General features: G+C 75.0%; 24 protein-coding genes and 1 riboswitch. Of the genes, 6 read left to right on the forward strand and 18 right to left on the reverse strand.

Going from position 1 to position 22044, the window contains the following annotated elements; all coding sequences use genetic code 11:
• The first annotated feature begins 102 nt into the window (after positions 1–102).
• Positions 103–798, forward strand: coding sequence for a cytochrome c family protein (locus EV292_RS17145; protein WP_132910470.1), 696 nt, complete (start codon positions 103–105; stop codon positions 796–798).
• Positions 799–864: 66 nt separating this feature from the next.
• Here EV292_RS17145 and cobU read toward each other — a convergent pair whose 3' ends face one another.
• Complete coding sequence (gene cobU, locus EV292_RS17150; protein WP_132910471.1) at positions 865–1377, reverse strand: bifunctional adenosylcobinamide kinase/adenosylcobinamide-phosphate guanylyltransferase; 513 nt, start codon at positions 1375–1377, stop codon at positions 865–867.
• Between the two features lie 59 nt (positions 1378–1436).
• Between cobU and EV292_RS17155 the strand changes: the two genes are divergently transcribed.
• Genes EV292_RS17155 through EV292_RS17165 form a run of 3 tightly spaced genes read left to right on the forward strand, consistent with a single transcriptional unit; the run spans position 1437 to position 4889 of the window.
• A complete protein-coding gene (locus tag EV292_RS17155; protein ID WP_132910472.1) occupies positions 1437–2459 on the forward strand; it encodes an aminotransferase class I/II-fold pyridoxal phosphate-dependent enzyme in 1023 nt (340 codons plus the stop codon).
• Positions 2452–3450 (forward strand): CobD/CbiB family cobalamin biosynthesis protein, encoded by a 999-nt coding sequence (locus EV292_RS17160; RefSeq protein WP_132910614.1) that lies wholly within the window; start codon positions 2452–2454, stop codon positions 3448–3450. The genes EV292_RS17155 and EV292_RS17160 overlap by 8 nt, the downstream gene beginning before the upstream one ends.
• Entirely contained in the window at positions 3438–4889 is a 1452-nt protein-coding gene (locus EV292_RS17165; RefSeq protein ID WP_132910473.1) for a cobyric acid synthase, read from the forward strand. The genes EV292_RS17160 and EV292_RS17165 overlap by 13 nt, the downstream gene beginning before the upstream one ends.
• Before the next feature lie 383 nt (positions 4890–5272).
• On the opposite strand, the gene cobS is transcribed toward EV292_RS17165, so the two are convergent.
• The 7 genes from cobS to EV292_RS17200 are packed head-to-tail and all read right to left on the reverse strand — an operon-like array spanning position 5273 to position 9537.
• Positions 5273–5986, reverse strand: coding sequence for an adenosylcobinamide-GDP ribazoletransferase (gene cobS, locus EV292_RS17170; RefSeq protein ID WP_347812603.1), 714 nt, complete (start codon positions 5984–5986; stop codon positions 5273–5275).
• Positions 5983–6549 (reverse strand): histidine phosphatase family protein, encoded by a 567-nt coding sequence (locus EV292_RS17175; protein ID WP_243693829.1) that lies wholly within the window; start codon positions 6547–6549, stop codon positions 5983–5985. The genes cobS and EV292_RS17175 overlap by 4 nt, the downstream gene beginning before the upstream one ends.
• Positions 6546–7559, reverse strand: coding sequence for a nicotinate-nucleotide--dimethylbenzimidazole phosphoribosyltransferase (gene cobT / locus EV292_RS17180; RefSeq protein ID WP_132910474.1), 1014 nt, complete (start codon positions 7557–7559; stop codon positions 6546–6548). Before cobT ends, EV292_RS17175 begins: the two co-directional genes overlap by 4 nt.
• Positions 7556–7969, reverse strand: a complete 414-nt coding sequence (locus EV292_RS17185) for a DUF1636 domain-containing protein (protein WP_132910475.1) — start codon at positions 7967–7969, stop codon at positions 7556–7558. The genes cobT and EV292_RS17185 overlap by 4 nt, the downstream gene beginning before the upstream one ends.
• Entirely contained in the window at positions 7969–8571 is a 603-nt protein-coding gene (cobO, locus tag EV292_RS17190) for a cob(I)yrinic acid a,c-diamide adenosyltransferase (protein WP_132910476.1), read from the reverse strand. Before cobO ends, EV292_RS17185 begins: the two co-directional genes overlap by 1 nt.
• Entirely contained in the window at positions 8568–9281 is a 714-nt protein-coding gene (locus tag EV292_RS17195; RefSeq protein ID WP_243693830.1) for a CbtA family protein, read from the reverse strand. The genes cobO and EV292_RS17195 overlap by 4 nt, the downstream gene beginning before the upstream one ends.
• A 7-nt stretch (positions 9282–9288) precedes the next feature.
• A complete protein-coding gene (locus EV292_RS17200; RefSeq protein WP_132910477.1) occupies positions 9289–9537 on the reverse strand; it encodes a CbtB-domain containing protein in 249 nt (82 codons plus the stop codon).
• Between the two features lie 57 nt (positions 9538–9594).
• Positions 9595–9666, reverse strand: a riboswitch (cobalamin riboswitch).
• Here EV292_RS17200 and EV292_RS17205 point away from each other — a divergent pair.
• Positions 9632–10309: a histidine phosphatase family protein gene (locus EV292_RS17205; protein ID WP_165927162.1), complete on the forward strand. Its 678-nt coding sequence runs from the start codon at positions 9632–9634 to the stop codon at positions 10307–10309. It overlaps the preceding riboswitch by 35 nt.
• Here EV292_RS17205 and cobF read toward each other — a convergent pair.
• From cobF to cbiE, 5 genes are read right to left on the reverse strand one after another with little or no spacing between them, the layout of a single operon-like run.
• Positions 10251–11027 (reverse strand): precorrin-6A synthase (deacetylating), encoded by a 777-nt coding sequence (cobF, locus tag EV292_RS17210; protein WP_132910479.1) that lies wholly within the window; start codon positions 11025–11027, stop codon positions 10251–10253. The genes EV292_RS17205 and cobF overlap by 59 nt on opposite strands.
• Entirely contained in the window at positions 11024–12316 is a 1293-nt protein-coding gene (locus EV292_RS17215) for a cobyrinate a,c-diamide synthase (RefSeq protein WP_132910618.1), read from the reverse strand. The genes cobF and EV292_RS17215 overlap by 4 nt, the downstream gene beginning before the upstream one ends.
• An 11-nt stretch (positions 12317–12327) precedes the next feature.
• The gene (gene cobM / locus EV292_RS17220) at positions 12328–13092 is read right to left on the reverse strand and encodes a precorrin-4 C(11)-methyltransferase (protein WP_132910480.1); all 765 of its coding nucleotides are present in this window, start codon (positions 13090–13092) and stop codon (positions 12328–12330) included.
• Positions 13089–13448: a cobalamin biosynthesis protein gene (locus tag EV292_RS17225; RefSeq protein ID WP_132910481.1), complete on the reverse strand. Its 360-nt coding sequence runs from the start codon at positions 13446–13448 to the stop codon at positions 13089–13091. The genes cobM and EV292_RS17225 overlap by 4 nt, the downstream gene beginning before the upstream one ends.
• Positions 13445–14644, reverse strand: coding sequence for a precorrin-6y C5,15-methyltransferase (decarboxylating) subunit CbiE (gene cbiE, locus EV292_RS17230; RefSeq protein WP_132910482.1), 1200 nt, complete (start codon positions 14642–14644; stop codon positions 13445–13447). The genes EV292_RS17225 and cbiE overlap by 4 nt, the downstream gene beginning before the upstream one ends.
• Between cbiE and EV292_RS17235 the strand changes: the two genes are divergently transcribed.
• On the forward strand, positions 14643–15392 hold the full coding sequence (locus EV292_RS17235) for a cobalt-precorrin-6A reductase (protein ID WP_132910483.1): 750 nt from the start codon (positions 14643–14645) through the stop codon (positions 15390–15392). The genes cbiE and EV292_RS17235 overlap by 2 nt on opposite strands.
• Here EV292_RS17235 and cobJ read toward each other — a convergent pair.
• The 5 genes from cobJ to cobN are packed head-to-tail and all read right to left on the reverse strand — an operon-like array spanning position 15368 to position 22040.
• On the reverse strand, positions 15368–16120 hold the full coding sequence (gene cobJ, locus EV292_RS17240; RefSeq protein WP_132910484.1) for a precorrin-3B C(17)-methyltransferase: 753 nt from the start codon (positions 16118–16120) through the stop codon (positions 15368–15370). The two genes, EV292_RS17235 and cobJ, sit on opposite strands and share 25 nt — an antisense overlap.
• A complete protein-coding gene (gene cobI / locus EV292_RS17245; protein WP_132910485.1) occupies positions 16117–16842 on the reverse strand; it encodes a precorrin-2 C(20)-methyltransferase in 726 nt (241 codons plus the stop codon). Before cobI ends, cobJ begins: the two co-directional genes overlap by 4 nt.
• The gene (locus EV292_RS17250; protein WP_132910486.1) at positions 16839–17468 is read right to left on the reverse strand and encodes a precorrin-8X methylmutase; all 630 of its coding nucleotides are present in this window, start codon (positions 17466–17468) and stop codon (positions 16839–16841) included. The genes cobI and EV292_RS17250 overlap by 4 nt, the downstream gene beginning before the upstream one ends.
• Position 17469: 1 nt before the next feature.
• A complete protein-coding gene (locus tag EV292_RS17255; RefSeq protein ID WP_243693831.1) occupies positions 17470–18609 on the reverse strand; it encodes a cobalamin biosynthesis protein CobG in 1140 nt (379 codons plus the stop codon).
• Complete coding sequence (gene cobN / locus EV292_RS17260; protein WP_132910488.1) at positions 18606–22040, reverse strand: cobaltochelatase subunit CobN; 3435 nt, start codon at positions 22038–22040, stop codon at positions 18606–18608. Before cobN ends, EV292_RS17255 begins: the two co-directional genes overlap by 4 nt.
• Between the last annotated feature and the right edge of the window lie 4 nt (positions 22041–22044).

The following is a 22044-nucleotide window of genomic DNA, read 5'->3' on the forward strand; positions in this document are numbered from 1 at the left end:
GGCTCCGGCGCGTAGAAGAGCGCGGCGCGCCGCTCAAGCGCTTGCGGTGCGGTGGCGGCTTTTCTATGGGTCGACCTAATCAGAGAGGGGCACACGGGCGACATGGACGATCGTAGCAACACGATTTTCGGCTGGGTCTTGGCGGGTGCCGGAGTCGCGCTGGGCCTGTCGATCGTCGGCAGCCAGATCTTCCACGGCGAGCGGCCCGAGAAAATGGGCTATGCCATCGAGGGTGTGGAAGAGGCCGGCGCGGGCGGTGGCGCCGCCGAGGTGCCGATCGCGTCGCTCCTCGCCAGCGCCGATCCGGCCAAGGGCGCCGAGGTCTTCAAGAAGTGCGCCGCCTGCCACACGATCAACCAGGGTGGCGCCAACGGCATCGGCCCGAACCTGTACGCCACGCTGGGCGAGGGGATCGCACAGGGCAAGGGTGGCTTCGCCTTCTCGGACGCGCTGAAGTCGGTCGGCGGCAACTGGGACTTCGACAAGATGAACGCGTGGCTCACCAGCCCGCGCAAATTCGCCAACGGCACCAAGATGACCTTCGCCGGCCTGGGCAATCCCGAGGATCGCGCCAACATCATCGCCTATCTGAACCAGCAGGGCTCGAACCTGCCGCTGCCCGCCGCCCCCGCGGCCGGCGCGGCGACCGACCCCGCGGTGGCGAACGTCACCGAGAGTGCGAAGGGCGATACCGCCGATCTGTCGAACACCGGCACGCCGGCGTCTGGCGCGCCGTCGGTGGATCCCGCGGCCAAAGAGGACAAGGCGCTCGGCGCCGAGCCGCCCGCCAAGCAGTGAGCGCGGCCGCGCGGCGGTGGGCGCGATCGTCCGCCGTCGCCGCGCCGTCCGCCCGAACCGGTCGCGTCACTTGAGAACGAGCGGCAGCCCAGCGGCGACGAACAGCACGCGGTCGGCGCGCGCGGCGATGCGCTGGTTGATCGTCCCTGCGAGGTCGCGGAAACGACGCGCCAGCGCATTGTCGGGGACGATGCCCAGCCCGACCTCGTTCGCGACCAGGATGACGCTGGCCGGCGTGTCGCGCAGCGCGAGGTCGAGCGCCTCGATGGCCACCGTCGGCTCCCGCGCGTCGAGCAGCAGGTTCGATGCCCAGAGCGTGAGACAGTCGACCAGCAACACCCGCCCGGCGCCGCCCTGTCGCGCGATCGTCTCGGCCAGCGCGAGCGGTGACTCGACCGTCCGCCAGCGCGGATCACGGTCGGCGCGATGGCGCTCGACCCGCGCGCGCATCTCGTCGTCGAGCGGCTGCGCGGTCGCGACGAAGATCGCCTCCGCGCCCGTCGCCTCGGCCAGCGCCTGCGCGTGGCGGCTCTTGCCCGAACGCGCGCCGCCCAGCACCAGAGTCACCCGCGGGTCCATGTTCCCTTTCCCTTCCGGTCTTGTGTTCGTGGCCCCATGTCGCGACAGGCGGGGCACCGATGCTGCTCGACCCACCTCATCCTGAGCCGGCCGCCGCGCTGAGCTATCATGGCGGGCGGCCCGACGCCGCCGCGCGACTCTATCCCGACGCGCCGCTGCCTTGGCTCGACCTGTCGACCGGGATCAACCCCTACGCCTGGGAGGGCGAGCCGCTCACGGTGGCGATGCTGCGCGCGCTGCCGTCGCCGTCCGATCTCGCCGCGCTGCATCAGGCCGCGGCGGGCGCGTTCGCGGCGCGCGAGGTGGCGATCACCGCCTTGCCCGGGAGCGAGATCGGTCTGCGCGCGCTGGGCGGGCTGGCCTTGCCCAAGCCGTGGCACGTGGTGGCGCCGAGCTACCGCACCCACGCCGCCGCGCTGCCGGGCGCGCGGTCGATCGGAGCGGAGGCGGTCGACGAGGTGGCGCGGGGCGGGGGGACGCTGTTGCTCGCCAATCCGAACAATCCCGACGGGCGCGCCTGGCCGGGCGACCGGCTGATCGGGCTGGCGCGCACGCTGGCGTCGCGCGACGGCGTGCTCGTGATCGACGAGGCCTTCGCCGACGCGCTCCCCGAGGCGAGCGTGCTGCCGCTGCTGGCGCGCGACGACCGCGTGCTGGTGTTTCGCTCCTTCGGCAAGTTCTTCGGGCTGGCCGGGATACGGCTCGGCTTCGCCTGCGGCGCGGCGGCGCTGGTCGGGGCGCTCGCGGCGCGGCTCGGCAGCTGGCCGGTCTCCACCATTGCGCTGCGGCTCGGCACCGCCGCCTATCGTGACGACGACTGGATCGCGACGACGCGCACCCGGCTGACGCAGGCCGCGGCCGCGCTGGACGGGGTGCTCCACGCGCATGCGCTGGTGCCGCAGGGGGCGTGCCCGCTGTTCCGGCTGGTCGAGCGCGACGACGCGGCGCTGATCTTCGAGCGGCTGGCGCGCGCCGGCCTGTTGGTGCGGCCGTTCAGCGACGCGCCGACGCGGCTGCGGATCGGCCTGCCGGGTGACGCGAGTGCGCTGCGGCGGCTCGACGCGGCGCTGCGCGATCGCTGAGCCCGTCGCCCTGGTCGCGCTCGCGCTCGATGCCGCGCTCGGCTGGCCGGCGTGGCTCTACGCGCGCGTCGGGCATCCCGTCGGCGCGGTGGCGCGGGTTCTCGCCGCGGGGGACGCGCGCTGGAACGCGCCGGTGCCGTCGCCCGCCGGGCAACGAACGCGCGACGAGGCCACGGCCGCCGACGGACTGACCCCCGCGCACCGCCGACGGCGCCGCCTGCTCGGCGCGATCACGCTCGCCGCGGCGGTGACGATGGCGGCGGGGACGGCCTGGCTCGCCGGGCGCGGGCTGCGCGCGCTGCTCGGCGCGCCGGCCTGGATCGCCGTCGCGCTGCTCGCCTGGCCGGGCCTGGCGCAGCGCAGCCTCGACGATCACGTGCGGCCGGTCGCCGCCGCGCTGGAACGCGGCGACCTCGCGGCCGCGCGCGACGCGGTCGGCCGAATCGTCGGGCGCGACGTCGCCGCGCTCGACTCCGCTGGGGTCGCGCGCGCGGCGGTGGAGAGCCTCGCCGAGAGCTTCTGCGACGCGGTCGCCGCGCCCTTGTTCTGGCTGCTGCTGCTCGGACCGGCCGGGCTGTGGGGCTATAAGGCGATCAACACCGCGGACAGCCTGATCGGCCATCGCGAGCCGCGCTGGCGCGCGTTCGGCTGGGCGGCGGCGCGGACCGACGATCTCGCCAACCTGCTTCCCGCGCGGCTCGGCGGCGCGCTGCTCTGCCTCGCGGGGGGAGGCGGCTGGGGCGTGATGTGGCGCGACGCGCGCCGCCACGCCTCGCCCAACGCTGGCTGGACCGAGGCGGCGATGGCGGGCGCGCTGCGCGTGCGGCTCGCCGGGCCGATCGCCTATGACGGCGTGACCAGCGCCAAGCCGTGGATCGGCGACGGGCGCACCGCGCTCGGGCCGCGGGACATCCGCCGTGCGCTCGCGATCTATCGCCGCGCGTGTCTGTCGCTCTGGCTCGTCGCGGGGGCGGTCGCATGGGCGCGCTGATGCTGCAGGGCACCGGGTCGGACGTCGGCAAGTCGGTGCTGGTGGCGGGGCTGTGCCGCGCCTTCGCGAACCGCGGCCTCGTCGTGCGTCCGTTCAAGCCGCAGAACATGTCGACCAACGCCGCGGTGACCGCGGACGGCGGCGAGATCGGCCGCGCCCAGGCGACCCAGGCCGCCGCGGCGCGGGTCGCCCCCACCACCGACATGAACCCCGTGCTGCTCAAGCCGCAGGGCGATCGCAGCTCGCAGCTGGTGGTCAACGGTCGCGTCCGCGGCGTGCTGCGCGCCAGCGCGTGGCGCGAGGGGCGCGAGGGCCTGCTCGACGAGGTGCTCGCGAGCTATCGCCGGCTGGCGCGCGCGGCCGATCTGGTGGTGGTCGAGGGCGCGGGTTCCCCGGCGGAGATCAACCTGCGCGCGGGTGACATCGCCAACATGGGCTTCGCGCGCGCCGCCGGCGTGCCGGTGGTGCTGGTCGGCGACATCGACCGCGGCGGGGTGATCGCCGCGCTGGTGGGCACGCGCGCGGTGCTGGACCCGGCCGATGCCGCGATGGTGCAGGGCTTCCTCGTCAACAAGTTCCGCGGCGATCCCGCGCTGTTCGACGCGGGCTATCGCGAGATCGCGGCGCGGACCGGCTGGCGCGGCTTCGGCGTCGTGCCCTGGCTGGCCGAGGCGGCGCGGCTGCCGAGCGAGGATGCGGTGGTGTTGCAGAAACCCGCCACCGCCCGCGACGCGCGGATCGTGGTGGCCTGTCCGATCACGCCGCACATCGCCAATTTCGACGATCTCGACCCGCTCCGCCTCGAACCCGAGATCGAGCTGGTGATGGTGCCCCCCGGGCGACCGATTCCCGCGGAGGCCGCGCTGATCGTGCTCGCGGGCTCCAAGGCGACGATCGCGGACCTGCACGCGGTGCGGCGCGAGGGCTGGGACATCGACGTGCGCGCGCACGTGCGCCGCGGCCGGCCGGTCCTGGGGCTGTGCGGCGGTTATCAGATGCTGGGGCGCAGCGTCGCCGACCCGGACGGTATCGAAGGACCGCCCGAGACGGTCGCGGGCCTCGGGTTGCTCGCGGTGGAGACCCGGCTGAGCCGCGGCAAGCGGCTCGAGGCGGTGCGCGGGACGGCGCGGGGCGCGCCGTTCGAGGGCTATGAGATGCACATGGGCGACACCCACGGTCCCGACTGCGCGCGTCCCGTCACCGTGATCGAGGGCGGGCGCCGCGACGGGGCCTGCTCGCCCGACGGTCTGGTCGCCGGCACCTATGTTCACGGGATCTTCGCTCTGGCGGCGCAGCGGCGCGCGTGGCTCGACGTCGCGGCGGGCGGCGCCGACCATCGCGCCGATGTCGATGCGGCGCTCGACGCGATCGCGCTCACGCTGGAGCGGCACCTCGATCTCGCCGCGCTGCTGGCGCTCGCGCGCGGCGCGGTGACCTAGGGTCTGTACTCAATCGCAGCACGGTCGTGACGGAGCGGATTTTGGCGCCAGGCTAGGAGCAAGGAGGGAGCGATGCTCATGCATCGTGACCGACGCGCGACGATGAACAGGTCGCCATGTCCCCCGGACATGGCTTGGATCGTCCGGGGGACGATCCAACCTGTTCATGGCGCCAAAAGCCGCCCGCCGCGAAGCGGTCGCCCGCGCAAGGCCGCCCATGTGCAGGTCGCCATGCCCCCGGCATGGCTGACATCGTCCGGGGGACGATGTCACCTGCACATCGTCGCTTGCTTGCGGGTAGCGCAGCTACCCGGCTGCGCTGCGCTCCTCGTGGGCGGCCTTGCGCGGGCGATCACGATCCTTGCTGCGATTGAGTACAGACCCTAGCCTCCGACGAGGACGAAGGCCGCGAGCAGGCCGGTCTCGACCAATTCGATCCCGGCGCCGTGGGCGTCGCCGTTGACGCCGCCGAGGCGCCGCCGCAGCCACCACGCGTAGAAGGCGATGAGCGGCAGCGCGGCGAACAAGGCGGGGCGAGCGATACTCGCCACCAGCACGACGGTTCCCCAGCCGATCAGGTCGCGCGCGCGCACCGCCTCCGCCAGCGTCGCGCCCAGCCCGGGCTTGAGCGGGGGAAGCCAGCGCGCCCAGGCGAGCGGACCGATCCGCGCCGCCGCGGTGACGAGCGCGAGCGACCACCAGGCGTGCGACGACCAGCCGTGGAGCAGCACCAATTTGGCGAGCAGTTGCGTCACGATCGCCACCACCGCGAAGCTGCCGACCTGCGGCTCGGACAGCACGCGCAGCAGGCGGTCGCGGTCGCCGTGGGCGGCACCGAGCGCGTCCGCGAGGTCGCCCAGCCCGTCGAGATGGAGCGCGCCCGTCACCAGGATCCAGGTGAGCAGCGCGGCGAGCGCGCCGAGCCATGGGTCGCGCATCGCCGCGAGCGCCCCCGCCGCGCCCGCCAGCGCCCCGACGACCAGCCCGGCGAGCGGGTAAAAGCGGATCGAGGCGGCCCAGTCGGCACGGTCGGACGCGGCACGGGGCAGCGGCAATCGCGTGAGGAAGCCGAGCGCGACCAGCAGCGGGCGGATCATCGCAGCGCGACGATCTGCGCGACCGGCGCCGGGCTGCGCCACAAGCGCAGCGAGACGACGCCGGCGTGGTGCAGCTCCACCGCCCAGACCTGGCGTGCGTCCAGACCGCATGTCACCGCGAGCGCGGCGCGGATGGCGCCGGCGTGCGCCACCACCAGCGTCGCATCCGCGACCTCGGTCAATGCGGCGCCGACCCGCGCGGTCAGCGCCGACCAGCGCTCGCCGCCCGGCGGGGGGGCGACGTCTGGGTCGTGCCAGAAAGCGGCGAGGGCGGCCGGATCGATCGTGTCGGGACGGCGGCCCTCCCACTCGCCGAAGTCGAGTTCGCGCCAGCGCGGATCGGCGCGCACGGGCACCGTCCTCGCCGCCGCGATCGCGCCGCCGCACGCTGCGGCGCGCGCGAGATCCGAGGTGACGACCCGCGCGACGGACAGCGGGGCGGCGGCGGCCACGCAGGCGGCGATCCCCGCCGCGGTGACCGGCGCGTCGTGATGGCCGATCAGCCGGCCGTCCGCCGCGGTCGCGCCGTGGCGCATGAGGTGGAGCGTGATGGCTGCGGTCACCCCGCCGAGACGCCCGCGTCGGCGAAGGTCGCCATCCCGTCATGCGCGGCCAGCGCCGCGCGCACGATCGCGGCGGCGACCGCGGCGCCGCTCGCCTCGCCAAGCCGCAGGTCGAGCGCGAGCAGCGGCCGCAGCCCCCATCGCGCGAGCAAGCGCGCGTGCCCCGGCTCGGCCGAGCAATGCCCGGCGAGGCAATGGTCGAGGATCGCCGGCGCCGCTGCCGCGAGCGGGGCCAGCGCCGCGGTGGCGATGAACCCGTCGAGCAAGACCGGCACGCCGGCGTGCCGCGCCGCGATCACCGCGCCCGCGATCGCGGCGAGCTCACGCCCGCCGAGCCGGCGCAGCGCCTCGAACGGCGTCGTCGCCTCGGCGCGATGCAGCGCCAGGGCGCGGGAGACCGCCGCGTGCTTGGCGGCGGCGGCGGCGCCGCTCACGCCCGAGCCGGGACCGACCCAGTCATCGGCGGTGCCCCCCAGCGCGGCGGCACATAGCGCGGCGGCCACGGTGGAATTGGCGATCCCCATCTCGCCGGGGACGAGCAGATCGAGCCCGGGCTCGACCGCCGCCGCTCCCGCCATCAGCGCCTCGGCGCACTCGTCCGCGCTCATCGCCGGGGCGATCGTGATGTCGGCGGTGGGGCGGTCGAGCGCCAGCGCGGTCACGCACAGCTCGAGCCCCGCTGCCCCCGCCAGCGCGTTGATCGCGGCGCCGCCTGCGGCGAAGTTCGCGACCATCTGCGCGGTGACCTCGGGCGGAAAGGCGCTGACGCCACGTGCCGCGACGCCGTGATTGCCCGCGAAGATCACGACCCGCCCGCGCGCGAGCCGCGGCCGCGCGCGGCCCTGCCACCCGGCCATGAACAACGCGATCTCCTCCAGCCGCCCGAGCGAGCCGCGCGGCTTGGTGAGCTGCTCCTGCCGCGCCGCCGCCGCCGCGATGGCGCCGGCGTCGGGGGCGGGCAGGGTGCGCAGCGCGGCGTCGAGCGCGGCGGGCGTGTCGAGCCGGATCATTCGACCACGAACCCCTCGGGCGGGGTGCGGGTGAGGAAATGGCCCTTCACGCCGGCGGGCCAGTCGCGGAACGGCACCTGGCCGGTCGCGCTCGCGGCGTAATGCGCGGCATAATCCAGGATCGCGCGCGCCGCCGCCTCGTCCGGGGCGAAGCGGCCGAGCACGTAACCGACCTTGCCCGGCGCGCGCAGGTGGACGGTACAATGCGCCTGGCAGGCGAACAGGCACGGCATCTCCTGCACCGCGACCGCGGCGTAGGACGGGTCACTCGCCTGCACCGCGCGCAAGGCCGCGGCGAGCCGGGCACCGCCGCGCGTGCCGTCCGGATCCTCTCGCGCGTCGGCGCTGTGGCGGCAGGTGGTGCAGGCGATCACCGCGGGGCCGGGCGGGACGGGACGGAGCGCCACCATCAATATTCCACCCCGGCCTGCGCCTTCACCCCGCCGCGGAACGGATGCTTGATCGCGGTCATCTCGGTGACCAGGTCGGCCGCCTCGATCAGGGCGGCGGGTGCGTTGCGCCCGGTGGCGACCAGATGCGTCATCGCCGGCCGCGCGGCGGCCACCGCGAGCACCTCGTCGAGCGGCAGATAATCGTAGCGCAGCACGATGTTGAGCTCGTCCGCGATCACCATCGCATAGGCGGGATCGGCGACCATCCGCGTCACTTCCTCCCAGGCGGTGCGCGCCACCGCGATGTCGCGGGCGCGGTCCTGCGTGTCCCAGGTGAAGCCCTCGCCCATCGGGCGGAAGGTCACCAGATCGGGGAAGGCGTCGAAGATCGCGCGCTCGCCGGTGGTCATCGCGCCCTTGACGAACTGGACGATGCCGACGCGCAGCCCGTGGCCCATCGCGCGCACCGCCATGCCGAAGGCGGCGGTGCTCTTGCCCTTGCCCGCCCCGGTGTGGACGATCAGCAGCCCCTTCTCCCGCGTCTTGCCCGCCATCATCGTGCGCCGGCTCGCCTGGATCCGGCGCATCTTCTCGGCGTGGCGCGAGTCGCTGTCGCTCATCGCGGCGCCCCCCGCGCGAGCAGCGGCTCGGCCAGGCGACCGAATAATGCGGCGGTGGCGAGCCAGAAGACACACTGGCTGGCGAGCGCGGCGACGCGATAGTGCCACAACAGCGACGCGGGAAAGTCGGCGGGCACTTCGTCCACCAGCGGCAGCACCGCCGCCACCAGCGTCGCCGCCGTGGCATAGACGAGCGCACCCACCAGCCAGCGGTCGAGCCGGCCGAGCCCGGGCAGCCGCCGCGCCGACCAGGCCGCGGCGATGGCGGCGAGCAGCGACCCCGCGGTCATCGCCAGGAAAGCGGCGGTGCGCATCCGCACCGTCTCGTGCAGCCCCACCGCTGGCGGGGTGGGCGGATATTTGAGCGCGGGGACGAGGACCACGACGAGCAGCGCGCCCGCCGCGAGCGCCAGCGCGAGCGCGCGCGGCGTGATCTGGCCGACGCGGCCGTGGCACGCCGCCACGACGATCGCGAGCAGCCCCCCCAGCGCCGTGCCGTACAGCATCATCGCGGTATACAGGCCCCATGTCCTCTGCGTCGCGCGCGACACCCATTCCTCGCCCGCGGCATGGGCGGCGTGGCGCGCCTCGAACGCGATCGCGGCATCGACGTGCGGCTCCGCGACGAGCAGCGCGAAGGTGGCGGCGAGAAACGCGCCGACGAGGCCGGCGAGCATTCCCCGCCAGAGCAACAGCCCGGTCATCGACATCGCCGCCTCAGTGGCAGGGGAAGCCGAGCAGGTGTCGCGCGTCGTGGACGAATTCGTGGACGTACATGCCCTTGAACACGGCGACCGCGCCCTGTTCGGTGCTGACGATATACAGCAGGATCAGCGCGACCAATGCGGCGAACACCGCCCAGGGGGCGATCTCGGCGAGCGGGATGGCGGGGGCGGAGATGGTGGGGGCGGGGATGGTGGGGGCGGACGGGGCGGGATAGGCGCGCGCGACGGCTCGGCTGGTCATCGGTTCGGCTCCAGTCCGGGAAGACGCGCCCGGATAAGGGGTGAGCGCACCGGGCGGGGTCTGACTCTCGACAGCCGAGGGGCCGTCGATCACAGTGGCGCGACCGCGCCGGAGTCTCACCGGCTTCCCGCCCGGTGCTGAGGTCTGCCGCTGTGGCGACTGCGCGCGATCGCGTCAACCGAGCAGGAGACCCGCCCTGACCGTCCGCCTCGTCCTGCTCTGTGCCGGCGCCACCGCCGCGACCCGGCGCGCGCGCTTTCCCGACCCCGACGATCCGCTCGACCGCGGCGGTGAGGCCAAGGTGCGCGCGCTGCGGCTCGGTGCGGCGGGCGACTGGCCGTGTTGCACCAGCCCGGCACGGGCCGCGCGCGAGACCGCCGCGATCGTCGCTCCCGCGGCAGCGGTGGTCGACGCGCTGGCCGACCAGGACGCAGGTCGGTGGCGCGGACAGGAGCTGGCGGCGATCGCGCCGGACGCGCTCGGCGCCTGGCTCGCCGCCCCGGAGCGCGGCCCACCCGAGGGCGAGTCGCTCGACGCGGTGCGCGCGCGCGCGGGCGTCTGGCTCGACCGATGCGCGCGTGGCGACACGCCGCGGTTGCTGGCGGTGACGCATGCCGCGGTGATCCGCGGCGCGCTCGCGCACGTGCTCGGGATCGCACCCGCGGCGACGCTCGCGATCGACGTCGCGCCGCTGTCGCTGGCGGTGCTGTCGTTCAGCGGCCGCTGGCGGGTCCAGGAGCTGCGTCGCGGCGGAGCAGATAGCAGTCCATGATCCAGCCGTGCTGCGCGCGCAGCAGCGTCCGCGCGTCGCGGATCGAGGCCGCCACCGCGCGGAGCGGCCCGCTGCGCAACGCCTGCTGCGGCATGCCGAGATAGGCACCCCACCAGATCGTCACGTCGCGCGGGTCCACCGACTCGAACGCGCAGCTGGAATCGAGCATCACCGCCACGGTGTCGATCCCGGCGGGCCAGCCTTCCGCGCCGAGGCGCCGGCCGGTGGTGACCAGCAGCGGCGCCGCCAGCGCGGTGAGCGGGATGGCATGCGCTGCGGCGAGCGCCTGGAGGCTGGTGATGCCCGGCACCACCGTCACGCTCACCGCCTGACCACCGGCGCCGAGCCGCTCGGCGATGCGCAGCGAGCTGTCGTACAAGGCGGGATCGCCCCACACCAGCAACGCCACCCGGCCGCCCTGCGGCAGATGATCCGCGATCGCCGCGCGCCACGCCGCCGCGATCGCGGCGTGCCACATTGCGACGCCGTCCAGATAGGGCGCGCCTGGATCGCGGACGGGCACCTCGAAGGTGGCGGTGCGCGCGGCGGCGCCGAGCAGCCCGGCGCAGATGCCGGCGCGCAGGTCGAGCAGCTCGCGCGTCTCCGCGCGTTTGCGCGGCAGCAGCACGAGGTCGGCGGCGCGGATCGCGGCCTCGGCGGCACGGGTCAGATGATCGGGATTGCCGGTGCCGATCCCGACGAGGCTCAGCTCGATCATCGTTCCGCCGCGGCGATGAGGTGAAAGAAGCTCCCGGTGACCCGTCCGCGCGCGGAGCCGGTCTCGGCCACCACCGCACCATCGGAGTCGGTCACCGCGGCGAGCGGCGGGTCGGGCTGCGCGAGGATCGACGAATAATGGAACTCATGGCCCGCCAGCGCCGTCCCCGGCGCATAGCCACCGAGCGCCCGCGCCAGGCTGGCGCGTCGATAGCCGAGATGGAGCCGTCGCTGCGCGTGGCTGGTCACCATCCCGAGCAGGCCGGCCATGCGATGCGACTGCCCGGTGGCGTCGACCAGCGCCTCGCCCAGCACCATATAGCCGCCGCACTCGCCATGCACCGGCCGGGTGGTGGCGTGATCGCGCAGCGCGCCCAGACAGCGCGTCGCCGCCGCGATCTTGCCGGCGTGGAGTTCGGGATAGCCGCCCGGCAGCCAGACCAGATCGGCGTCGTGCGCGGGCGGCTCGTCGGCCAGCGGCGAGAAGGGCAACAGCGTCGCGCCCGCCGCGCGCCACCCCGCGAGCAGATGCGGGTAGGTGAAGGAGAACGCCGCGTCGCGCGCGAGCGCGATCCGCTGCGCCGGCGGGACCAGACGTGTCGGCGCCGCGTGCGCGATCCCGCCGGCGGCGCGCGCGCGCAGCGCGACGAGGTCGACGTGCGCGCGGACGAACGCCGCATGCGCCGCGATCCGCGCGTCGAGATCCGGATGCTCACCGGCCTGGACGAGTCCGAGATGACGCTCGGGCAGCCGGAGCGACGCGTCGCGTGGCAGCGCGCCCAGGACGTCGATCCCCACCGCCGCCATGCCCGCGCGCGCGAGCCGCTCGTGGCGCGCGCTGGCGACCCGGTTGAGGATCACGCCCGCGATCGTCACGCCGGGATCGTAGCGCGCGAAGCCCAGCGCGGTGGCGGCGGCGGACTGCGCCTGCCCGCCGACGTCGAGCACCAGCACCACCGGCCAGCCGAACCGCCGCGCCAGCTCGGCGCCCGCGCCGCTGCCGCTCTGTCCCGGCGTGGCGACACCGTCGAACAGTCCCATCGAGGCTTCGGCGAGCGCCATATCGGCATCCCCGGCCATGGCGGCGAGCGAGTCGAGCAGCGCGCCCGGCATGGCCCAGCTGTCGAGATTGTACGAGTCGCGGCCGCAGGCGGCGCGGTGGAAGGCCGGGTCGATGTAATCGGGGCCGCTCTTGAACGGTTGTACCGCCACGCCCTCGTCGGCGAGCGCGCGCAGCAGACCCAGCATCAGCGTCGTCTTGCCGCTGCCCGAGGCGGGCGCGGCGATCATCAGCCCGGGAGTCACGCCGGATCCGCGACGGGGCGGAAGCGACGCTCGTAATCGGCGGCGTAGAGGCGGCTGTCGGCGAACTCCTCGGCGCCGATCACGCGCCCGACGAGGATCAGGGCGGTGCGTTCGGGGCCGTCCGCCGCGGCCTGCACCAGCGTGGCGAGTGTCGCGCGCGCGACGCGCTGGTCGGGCCAGGAGGCGCGCCACACCACCGCGGCGGGACAGTCGGCGCCATATGACGGGGTCAGCGCGGCGACGATCTCGGCGAGGCGGTGGATCGAGAGATGGATCGCCAGCGTCGCCCCGGTCGCGGCGAAGGCGGCGAGCGTCTCGCGCGGCGGCATCGCGCTGGCACGGCCGGGCGTGCGCGTCAGCACGACGGACTGCGCCACGCCGGGCAGCGTCAGCTCGCTCTCCAGCACCGCCGCCGCGGCGGCGAAGGCGGGCACCCCGGGGGTGATCGTGACGGGGATGGCGAGCGCGCGCAGCCGGCGGACCTGCTCGCCCATCGCCGACCACAACGACAAATCGCCCGAGTGGAGTCGCGCCACATCCTGCCCGCGATCATGCGCGGCGACGATCTCGGCGACGATCGCGTCGAGCGACAGCGGCGCGGTGTCGACGATCCGCGCGTCGGGCGGGCAGTGTCGCAGGATCGCCGTGGGGACGAGCGATCCCGCATAGAGGCAGACGGGGCAGGCCGCGATCAGGTCGCGCCCGCGCAGCGTGAGCAGATCGGGCGCGCCGGGACCGGCGCCGATGAAATGAACGGTCATGCGATTCCTTCGGCGAGCGCGCAGGTGGCGCGGCGATCGGGGGAGACGAGGCGGGGCACGATCAACCGCGCGCCCGGCCCCGCGGCGTGAAGCGCGGCGGCCTCGGCGACGCTGCCCGTGCCGCGTGCGGCGAGGCTGACGGCAGAGCGCGTCGGGGTGACGGTTCCCGCGAGCGCTTCGGCGGCGATCGCGACGAGCGGCAGACCCAGCGCGTCGGCGAGCGGTGCCACCAGCGCGACCCGGTCCGCGGGCGCGGCGAGGCGATCGATCCGCCGCGCACCCGCGGCCTGGATCAGCGCCGCCGCAAGCGAGCCCGGCGGGGTTCCGGTGCGACAACCGAATCCGGCGACGATCATAAAGTCGCGCTCCATTGTACGATGGGGTAATGCGCGCGCCAGCCACGGCGCGCGCCGAGCGCCGCCGCCTCGGCCAGCTCGATGCGCAGCAACGTCCCGCCGTGCGCCGCATGGCACTCGGCGAGCAGCACCTCCGACTCGAGCGTCACCGCATGCGCGACCAGCCGCGTGCCGCGACGCAGGGCGACGAGCCGATCGAGCAGCGCGCGGGAGAGCCCGCCGCCGACGAACACCGCGTCCGGCGCGGCGAGGCCGGTCAGCGCGGCGGGTGCCGCGCCCTCGACCAGCATCAGCCGATCCACGCCGAGCGCTGCGGCATTGGCACGCGCGCGCGCGGAGCGGACGGGGTCGCGCTCGACCGCGATCGCGCGATTGTGCGGATGGCTCAGCAGCCACTCGATCGCGATCGAGCCCGAGCCGGTGCCGACGTCCCACAGCAGCTCGCCCGCGCGCGGCGCGAGCGCGGACAAGGCGAGCGCGCGCTGTGGCCGCTTGGTGAGCTGGCCGTCATGCGCGAACCAATCGTCCGCGCGCCCGCTCGCGCCGGACAGGACGCGGCCCGCGCCGGCCAGCGCGATCCCGAGCGCGACGGGATGCGCGACATCGTCGAGGCGCCAGCCGTCGGCGGTAGTGGTGCGCACCCGCTCGCGCGCGCCGCCCAACGCCTCGAGCACGTGGATCACGCTCTCGCCGAAGCCCTGCGCCGCGAGATAGCGCGCCAGCTCGCACGCGGCCGCGCCGTCGCGCAGCAGCACGATGGCGCGCTGTCCGGGTGCGAGCAGTGGGCGCAGCCGGGTCAGCGGCGCGGCATGGAGCCCGACGCAGGCGGTGTCCTCGATCCGCCAGCCGAGTCGCGCCGCCGCGAGCGCGAAGGTGGAGCGCGCGGGCAGGGCGACCCATTCGCCGCGATCGAGCCGCGCCGTGATCGTGCCCCCCGCGCCGAACCAGAACGGATCGCCCGAGGCGAGCATGACCGTCGGCGTGCCGCGCCGCGCGAGCAGCCGCTCCACCCCGTCCGCGAACGGCACCGGCCAGGCTTCCTGCGTCGCCGCGATCGCTGGCAGCAGCGCGAGCTGGCGCGGCGCGCCGATCACGTGCGTGGCGGCGTCGAGCGCGTCGCGGCTTGCGGCGCACAGGCCGGCTGGTCCATCCTCGCCGATCCCCACGATCGTCAGCCACGGATCCCGCTCAACCATGCCGCACCTCCTGATCCTCGGCGGCACCACCGAGGCGAGCGCGCTCGCCGCCGCGGTCGCGCGGCGGGGCGGGCGTGTCACGCTGAGCTACGCCGGTCGCACCGCGACGCCGCGCGCGCAGCCCGTGCCGGTACGCGTCGGCGGCTTCGGCGGCGCGGCGGGATTGGCGGCATGGCTGCGCGCCGAGCGCGTGACGCATCTCGTCGACGCGACTCATCCCTTCGCGGCGCAGATGAGCGCGCATGCGGTCGCGGCGGGGGCGATGACGGGCGTGCCGCTCGTCGCGCTGAGCCGGCCCGCGTGGCGCGCGGAGGAGGGGGATCGCTGGACCCATGTCGCCGATCTCGACGCCGCGATCGACGCGCTCGCCGGCCCGTCGCGGCGCGTCATGCTCGCGCTCGGGCGGATGCATGTCGACCGGTTCGCCGCGCGACCGCAGCACGATTATCTGCTCCGCTTCGTCGACCCGCCGCCGCGCGCGCCCGCGCTGCTGCGCCATCGGCTCGTGATCGACCGCGGTCCTTTCACCGAAGCGGGCGACCGCCGGCTGCTCACCGAGCACCGCATCGATCTGCTGGTGTGCAAGAATGCGGGGGGCGATGGCGCCTCCGCCAAGCTGGCAGCCGCGCGCGCGCTCGGCGTGCCGGTGGTGATGATCGCGCGACCGGTCCTGCCGGAGCGGCCGGCGTGCGCCGACGTCGCCGCGGTGCTCCGCTGGCTCGATCATGCGGCGGACCGCGGGGTGTAGAGCCACGGCGTCCCGTCGCGCGCGATCAGCCGCGTCCGGCTCGATCCGACGATCACCAGCGTCCGCATGTCCGCCATCTCGCCGCGCGCCCCGGCGAGCGGGACGACCCGCAACGTCTCCTCGGATGTGCTCACCGCGCGCGCGAACAACACGAGGCGCTCGCCCGCGCCGGCGTCGCGCAGCAGCGCGAAGGCGGCGTCGAGCGTGTCGGGACGGGCGACCGAGCGCGGGTTGTACAGCGCGATCGCGAAATCCGCCTCCGCCGCCAACAGCAGCCGCCGCGCGATCAGGGCGGCGGGCTTGAGATTGTCGGAGAGATTGATCGCGCAGAAGTCATGCCCCAGCGGCGCGCCGGCGCGCGCCGCGGCGGCGAGCATCGCGGTGATGCCCGGCAGCACGCGCACGTCGAGCGAGCGCCATTCGGGCGGGCCTTGCTCGATCGCCTCGAACACCGCCGCGGCCATGGCGAAGACGCCGGGATCGCCCGACGAGACCACCACGACGCGCCGCCCCGCCTGCGCGAGCGCCAGCGCGAGACCCGCGCGATCGAGCTCGACGCGATTGTCCGAGGCGTGGCGCGTCAGCCCGGGGCGCGGCGCGACGCGCGCGACATAGGGCGCGTAGCCGATCACGTCGGTCGCGAGGGCGAGCGCGTCACGCACCTCGGGGGTCACCAGCGTCTCCGCACCGGGGCCAAGCCCCGCGATCGCGAGCCAGCCCGCGCTCACGGCCGTCGTCCCTGACCATGAACCAGCAGGATCGCGAAATAGGGCGCGCTCTCCCCCGCCTCGGCGAGCGGGACCACGCGCTGCTCGGGCATCGCGGCGTGCTCGACCAGCCAGGCGCTCTGCTCGCGCCCGGCCGCGGCGATCGCGCGGCGCAGCTTGGGCAGGTGGCGCCCGATCTTCATCACCACCAGCGCGTCGGTATCGCGGGCGCGCCGGGTCAGCTCGGCCTCGGGCAGCGTCGCGGTGGCGACGGTGAGCACGTCGTCGCCCCAGGTGATCGGCGCGCCGCTCGCGGTCCAGGCGCCCGACATGCCGGTGACGCCGGGCACCACCGTCACCGGCACCGCGCCCGAGAGCCGCGCGTGCAGATGCATGAACGAGCCGTAGAAGAAGGGATCCCCCTCGCACAGCACCACCACGTCCGCACCCGCGCGCGCCAGCGCGGCGAGCCGCCCGGCCCAATCGGCGTAGAAGCCCCGTAGCAGCTCGACGTAGCGCGGGTCGCTGGTCGCCAGCTCGGTGGTGACCGGATATTCCATCGCATGCTCGACGACGTCGGCGCGCAACATGCCCTCGACGAGGCGGCGCGCCTGTCCGGGCCGGCCACGCTTGCGGAAGAAAGCGAGGTGACGCGCCCCGCGCACCAGCCGGTCGGCGCGGACGCTCATCAGGTCCGCCGCACCGGGGCCGAGCCCGACGCCATGGATCGTCCCCGGCGTCATTCGGCCGTGCTCGCCAGCGCGTTGACCGCGGCGACGGTGATGGCGCTGCCGCCGAGCCGCCCCGCCACGATCGCGCAGGGTGCGGGCAGCTCGGCCCAGAGCGCTTCCTTCGACTCCGCCGCGCCGACGAAGCCCACCGGACAGCCGATGATCGCCGCGGGCCGCGGGCAGGCGGGATCGTCGAGCATGGCGAGCAGGTGGAACAGCGCGGTTGGCGCATTGCCGATCGCCACCACCGCCCCGCCGAGACGCGGCCGCCACAGCTCGAGCGCGGCGGCGGAGCGCGTCGTCCCCAGCGCCGCGGCGAGCGCGGGGACGCGCGCGTCGTGCAGCGTGCAGAGCACCGCATTGTCCGCGGGCAAGCGCGCCCGGGTGACCCCTTCGCTCACCATACGCGCGTCGCACAGGATCGGCGCGCCCGCCGCGAGCGCGGTGCGGGCGGCGCGCGCGAAATCGCGCGAGAAGCGGATGTCGCGTGCCAGCGCGACCAGACCGGCGGCGTGGATCATCCGCACCGCGACCGGCTCCTCCTCCGGCGCGAAACCGGCCAGATCGGCCTCGCTGCGGATGATCGCGAACGACTGGCGATAGATCGTCGCGCCGTCGGTCTCATAGGCAGGTCGCATGTCAGTCGGCTCCGAGGCGGGCGAGCAGCGCCGCGGCGGTGAGGCCGCGGATCGTGGGGGGTGAATCGACACGGCCGTCGCGGATCAGGTCGAAGCGACCGTCACGCCCGACGATCGTGAGCGCGGCCGGGGCACTTCGCGCGCATCCCTTGGCGCAGCCCGAGACGTGGATCGGCCCGGCGACGCGCGCCGCGGCGAGCCGGTCGGCGAGCGCGCGGGTGGTCACACTCGCCTGCGGGCAGGCGGGCGCGCCGACGCAGGCGTCGATCGCCGCCGCCGGCAAGTCCGCGGGAGAGGGTCGCTCGGCCTCCTGTCCGGGGCGGGCTGGCGTGCGAGAGACGCGCCCGTCGGACGGACGGATCATCCCGGCGGTTTCCTTCAGCAGCGACCGCCACGGCGTCACTCTCAGCGCCTCGGCACCGTCGGAGAGCGCGGCCAGTTCCGCGCCGGTCAGACGGCCGTAGCGCGGCGCCACCTGCTCATAGGCCGGCACGCCCTCGCGCGGAGGAACCTCACCCATCGCCCAGTCCGGCAGCGCCGCCGCGTGGCGTCTCATGCGTCCCGCCGCGCCCCCGCCGCTGGTGACGAACCAGCGCGCGAGCGCGATCACCGCATCGACCGCCTCGTCGCGGATCAGGCGCATCCCGCTCTCGCGTCCGTCCGCCCGCAGGATCAGCCCGCCATCGGCGCCGCGCTCCACCCGCAGGTCCGCGGGCGTGTCGCCGAGCGAGGCGTGCGCACCCGCGTCGACCGCGATCCCGAACTTGGCGGGCAACTCCGGCAGCTCGCCGCGACGCGCCGCGAGCGCGCGCGCGATCCGATGCGTGTCGTCGCCCTCATGCCAGTCGGGCGCGACCGTGAGCGCGACCGCCTCCACCGCCGCGTCGAGGTCGACCAGCCCGGCGGACACCAGCCGCTCGACGGCTGCGCGCCAGCCCGCCGGTTCGAAGCCCCGGAGCTGGAGCGCACCGCGGCGCGTCAGGTCGATCGCGCCATTGCCGAAGCGCGTCGCCAGCTCCGCGACCAACAAGGCGTGCGCGCGCGTCAGTCGCGCCAGCGGCGGTCGGACACGGAGCAACAGCCCGTCCCCCGCCGCCATCGGGCGCCATGCGCTCGGGCACCAGCCTCGCACCGCGGTCATGCCGCTCCGTCCAGCGCGGCGACGATCGCGTTGCGCCGCGTCGGCCATAGCCCCGAGCGGTGGAGCGCGACGAAGCGCGCCTCCATCGCCGCCAGCGCGTCCGGGTTGGCGCGCGCGAGGAAGGCGCGCACGTCGTCGTTCCCCAAAGTCGCGTCGTGGTAGAGGTCGAACAGACTGGCTGGTACGATGCGCGCGAGATGCGCGAAGGCGGCGAGATGGTCGAGCGTCGCCGCGATCTCGGCCGCGCCGCGATAGCCGTGGCGCATCATGCCCGCGAGCCAGCGCGGGTTGGCCGCGCGCCCGCGCGCGATCCGCGCGATCTCCTCGCCGATCGGACGGGCGCGCGGACGCGTCGGGTCGCGACTGTCGAGGTGGAGCAGTCGCGCCTCACCGCCCAGCGCCGCCTTGGCCGCGGCGAAGCCGCCGACATGCGCGGCGACATCCGCGGCGGTGAGCAGGTCGCTCTCTGGCAGGTCGTGCGGGTGGACCAGCGCCTCGGCCGCGGTCACGCGGCGGCGCAGGCCGGCGGCGTCGTTGTGCCCCGCCGGCGTGGCGATTGCGTCGTCATAGGCGTGCGACGAGGCGGCGAGCCATCGCGCGCCGGCGGCGGCGCGCCCCGGCTCGTCGTAGCGCTCGACGCTGTCGCCGAGCGCGACGCCATAGCCACCGGGCGCCGGGCCATAGACGCGCGGCTCGGCCGTCGCGCCGACGAAGGGGTTAAGGTCACGCGGCTCGTCGTGGGCGTGGAGCGCGCGCACGGCCTGGCCGAACAGGGCACAGAGCGGCGGGAAGGTGTCGCGGAACAATCCCGAGATGCGCAGCGTCACGTCGATCCGTGGCCGGTCGAGCAGCGCCAGCGGCAGGATCTCCACCCCGGTCACGCGATCGGAGCCATGATCCCACAATGGCGCGGCGCCGAGGAGGTGGAGCGCCATGGCGAACTCCTCGCCCGCGGTCCGCATCGTCGCCGAGCCCCACAGATCTACCACCAACGCCCGCGGGTAGTCGCCCTCGTCCTGCAGGTGGCGGCGCAGCAGCTCCTCGGCGAGCGCGACGCCCTGGCGATGCGCCGCGCGCGACGGCGTGGCGCGCGGGTCGATGCCGTAGAGGTTGCGCCCGGTCGGCAGCACCGCGGCGCCGCGCGCGGGCGAGCCCGCCGGCCCCGCGGCGACGCGGCGGCCGTCCAGCGCGGCGAGCAGTCCGTCGCGCTCGCTCGCGCCGCTCTCGCCGCGGCCGTAGACGTGCAGTCCGTCGCCGAAGCGCGCGTCCTTCACATCGCAGACGAAGGCGTCGATGCGGGTGACCCGCTCGGCGTCGCCGGCGCAGGCGGCGAGGTCGAGTTCGGCGGGGAGTCCGGTCGCCGCCGCCTCGTCGGCGATGTCGCCGATCAGCCGCGCGCGCCGCGCCGGATCGAGCCCGTCGGCGCTGGAGAATTCGTCGAGCAGCAGCTCGAGCCGCCCGAGCCCGGCGGTGTCGTCGGCGCGCACCAGCGGCGGGGGCAGGTGCCCGAGCGTCACCGCGGCGGCGCGACGCTTGGCCTGCGCGGCCTCGCCGGGATCGTTGACGATGAAGGGATAGATCAGCGGCGTCGCGCCGATCAGTGCCTCGGGCCAGCACGCGTGCGACAGCGCCACCGCCTTGCCCGGCAGCCACTCCAGCGTGCCGTGCGCGCCGACATGGACGATCGCGTCGATGCCGCGCGCGCGCAGCCACAGATAGAAAGCGACATAGGCGTGGCGCGGGACGCGTGCGACGTCGTGATAATCATCGCCGCGCGCGCGCGGGTCGCCGCGCTCGGGCTGGAGCGCGACGAGGACGTGGCCGCGCTCAATCGCGGCGAAGTGGAAGTGGCCATCGGCGACGGCGGGGTCGTCGGCGGGGGCACCCCAGGTGGCCGTCAACGAGTCCTGGAGAACGCGGGGGAGTGTCGCCAGGGCGCGCTCATAGTCGGCGAGCGACCAGGGGAGGGAGGAGACCGCAGCGGCGTTCGGCTTCGCTGGGGTCGCTTCCTCCTCGCCCCGTGCCCCGGCGCAGGCCGGGGCCCAGTTGGGGGACGCTGCGCCCATGTCACGACGGTCAGCCCAACTGGGCCCCGGCCTGCGCCGGGGAACCGAAGAGGGTGGGGCGATAACCTCACCCACCTCACACAGCGCCTCGAGCCCGCCACTCTCCGCGGCATAGCCCGCCTCGGCCAGATCGCGCAGCATCGCCTCGGCGGAGGCGAGCGGATCGAGCCCGACCGCGTGCGCGCGTTGATAGCTCTTGCCCGGGTAGGTCGAGAGCAGCAGCGCGATCCGCCGCTCGCCGCGCGGCCTACGCCCGAGCGCGACCCAGCCCGCGACCCGGTCCGCGATCGCGCCGACCCGATCGGCGTCGGGTCGATGCGCTCGTCGCGCGAACTCCAGCGCGGGGTCGCGACGGCCCGCGTCCTTGAAGCTCGCCACACCCGCGAAGACCCGACCGTCGACTTCGGGCAGCACGACGTGCATCGCGAGATCGGCGGGCGAGAGTCCGCGCACCGTCTCGGCCCAGTCGCGCCGGCAGGACGTCGCCAGCGCCACCTGGAACACCGGCGCGCCCGCGGCGTCGAGCGGCGAGCTATCCGCCGCGTCGGCCGCGGCGAAGGCGGTGGCGCTGACGATCGCCTCGGGCGCGAGCGCGGCGACCCAGCGACGCAGCCAGCCGCGCGCCTCCGGGTCCTTGAGCGAGGGGACGAACAGCGCGGCCGACCGCAGCCCGCGCGCGGCGAGCGCCTCGCCCAGCGCGGCGATCGGCGCGATGTCGCCCGCCAGCAGATAGGATCGGTAGAAGACGATCAGCGCGCGCGGGCGGTCCGGGGCGATGGCGAGTGCCGCGGGACAATCGGGCGCCGCCCCCTCCGTCCAGGCGCCGACTGGGGCGAGCGGCGGGGCGTCCCCGGCCACCGCGGCATGGAGCCCGGCAGCGCGCGCGAGCCGCGCCAGCGCGCGCCGTGCGGCGTCGGCCCCTCCCGCGTCGCAGTGCCGCGCCAGCGCGCGCAGCTCGGCCAGCGGCAGCGTCGAGGCGGCGTCGAGCGTGATATCCTCGCGCCCGTCCGCGGCGAGCACCGCCAGCGCGATGCCGCGCTCCTGCGCCACGCGGGTGAGTTGCTGCAGTCCGTAGCTCCAATAGGAGCGTCCACCGATCAGCCGCACCAGGATCGCGCGCGCGTGCACCGCCGTCGCCTCGACATAGGTGTCGACCGAGAGCGGGTGCGCCAGCTCGGCGAGGTTGGCGAGCCGCAGCGATGGCAGCGCCGCGCCGCTCGCCGCGGCGGCGTGCCAGCCCGCGGCGAAGCCCTGCAGGTCGCTGTCGGAGAAGGACAGGACGACGAGATCGGCGGGCGACTGCGCGAGGTCGCGCGGCGCGGCCGCCGCGTCGAGCCCGTGCGTCTCGCGGAAGAGGACGTGCATGGCG

Source organism: Sphingomonas sp. BK235 (assembly GCF_004345855.1).
Taxonomy (GTDB): Bacteria; Pseudomonadota; Alphaproteobacteria; order Sphingomonadales; family Sphingomonadaceae; genus Sphingomonas.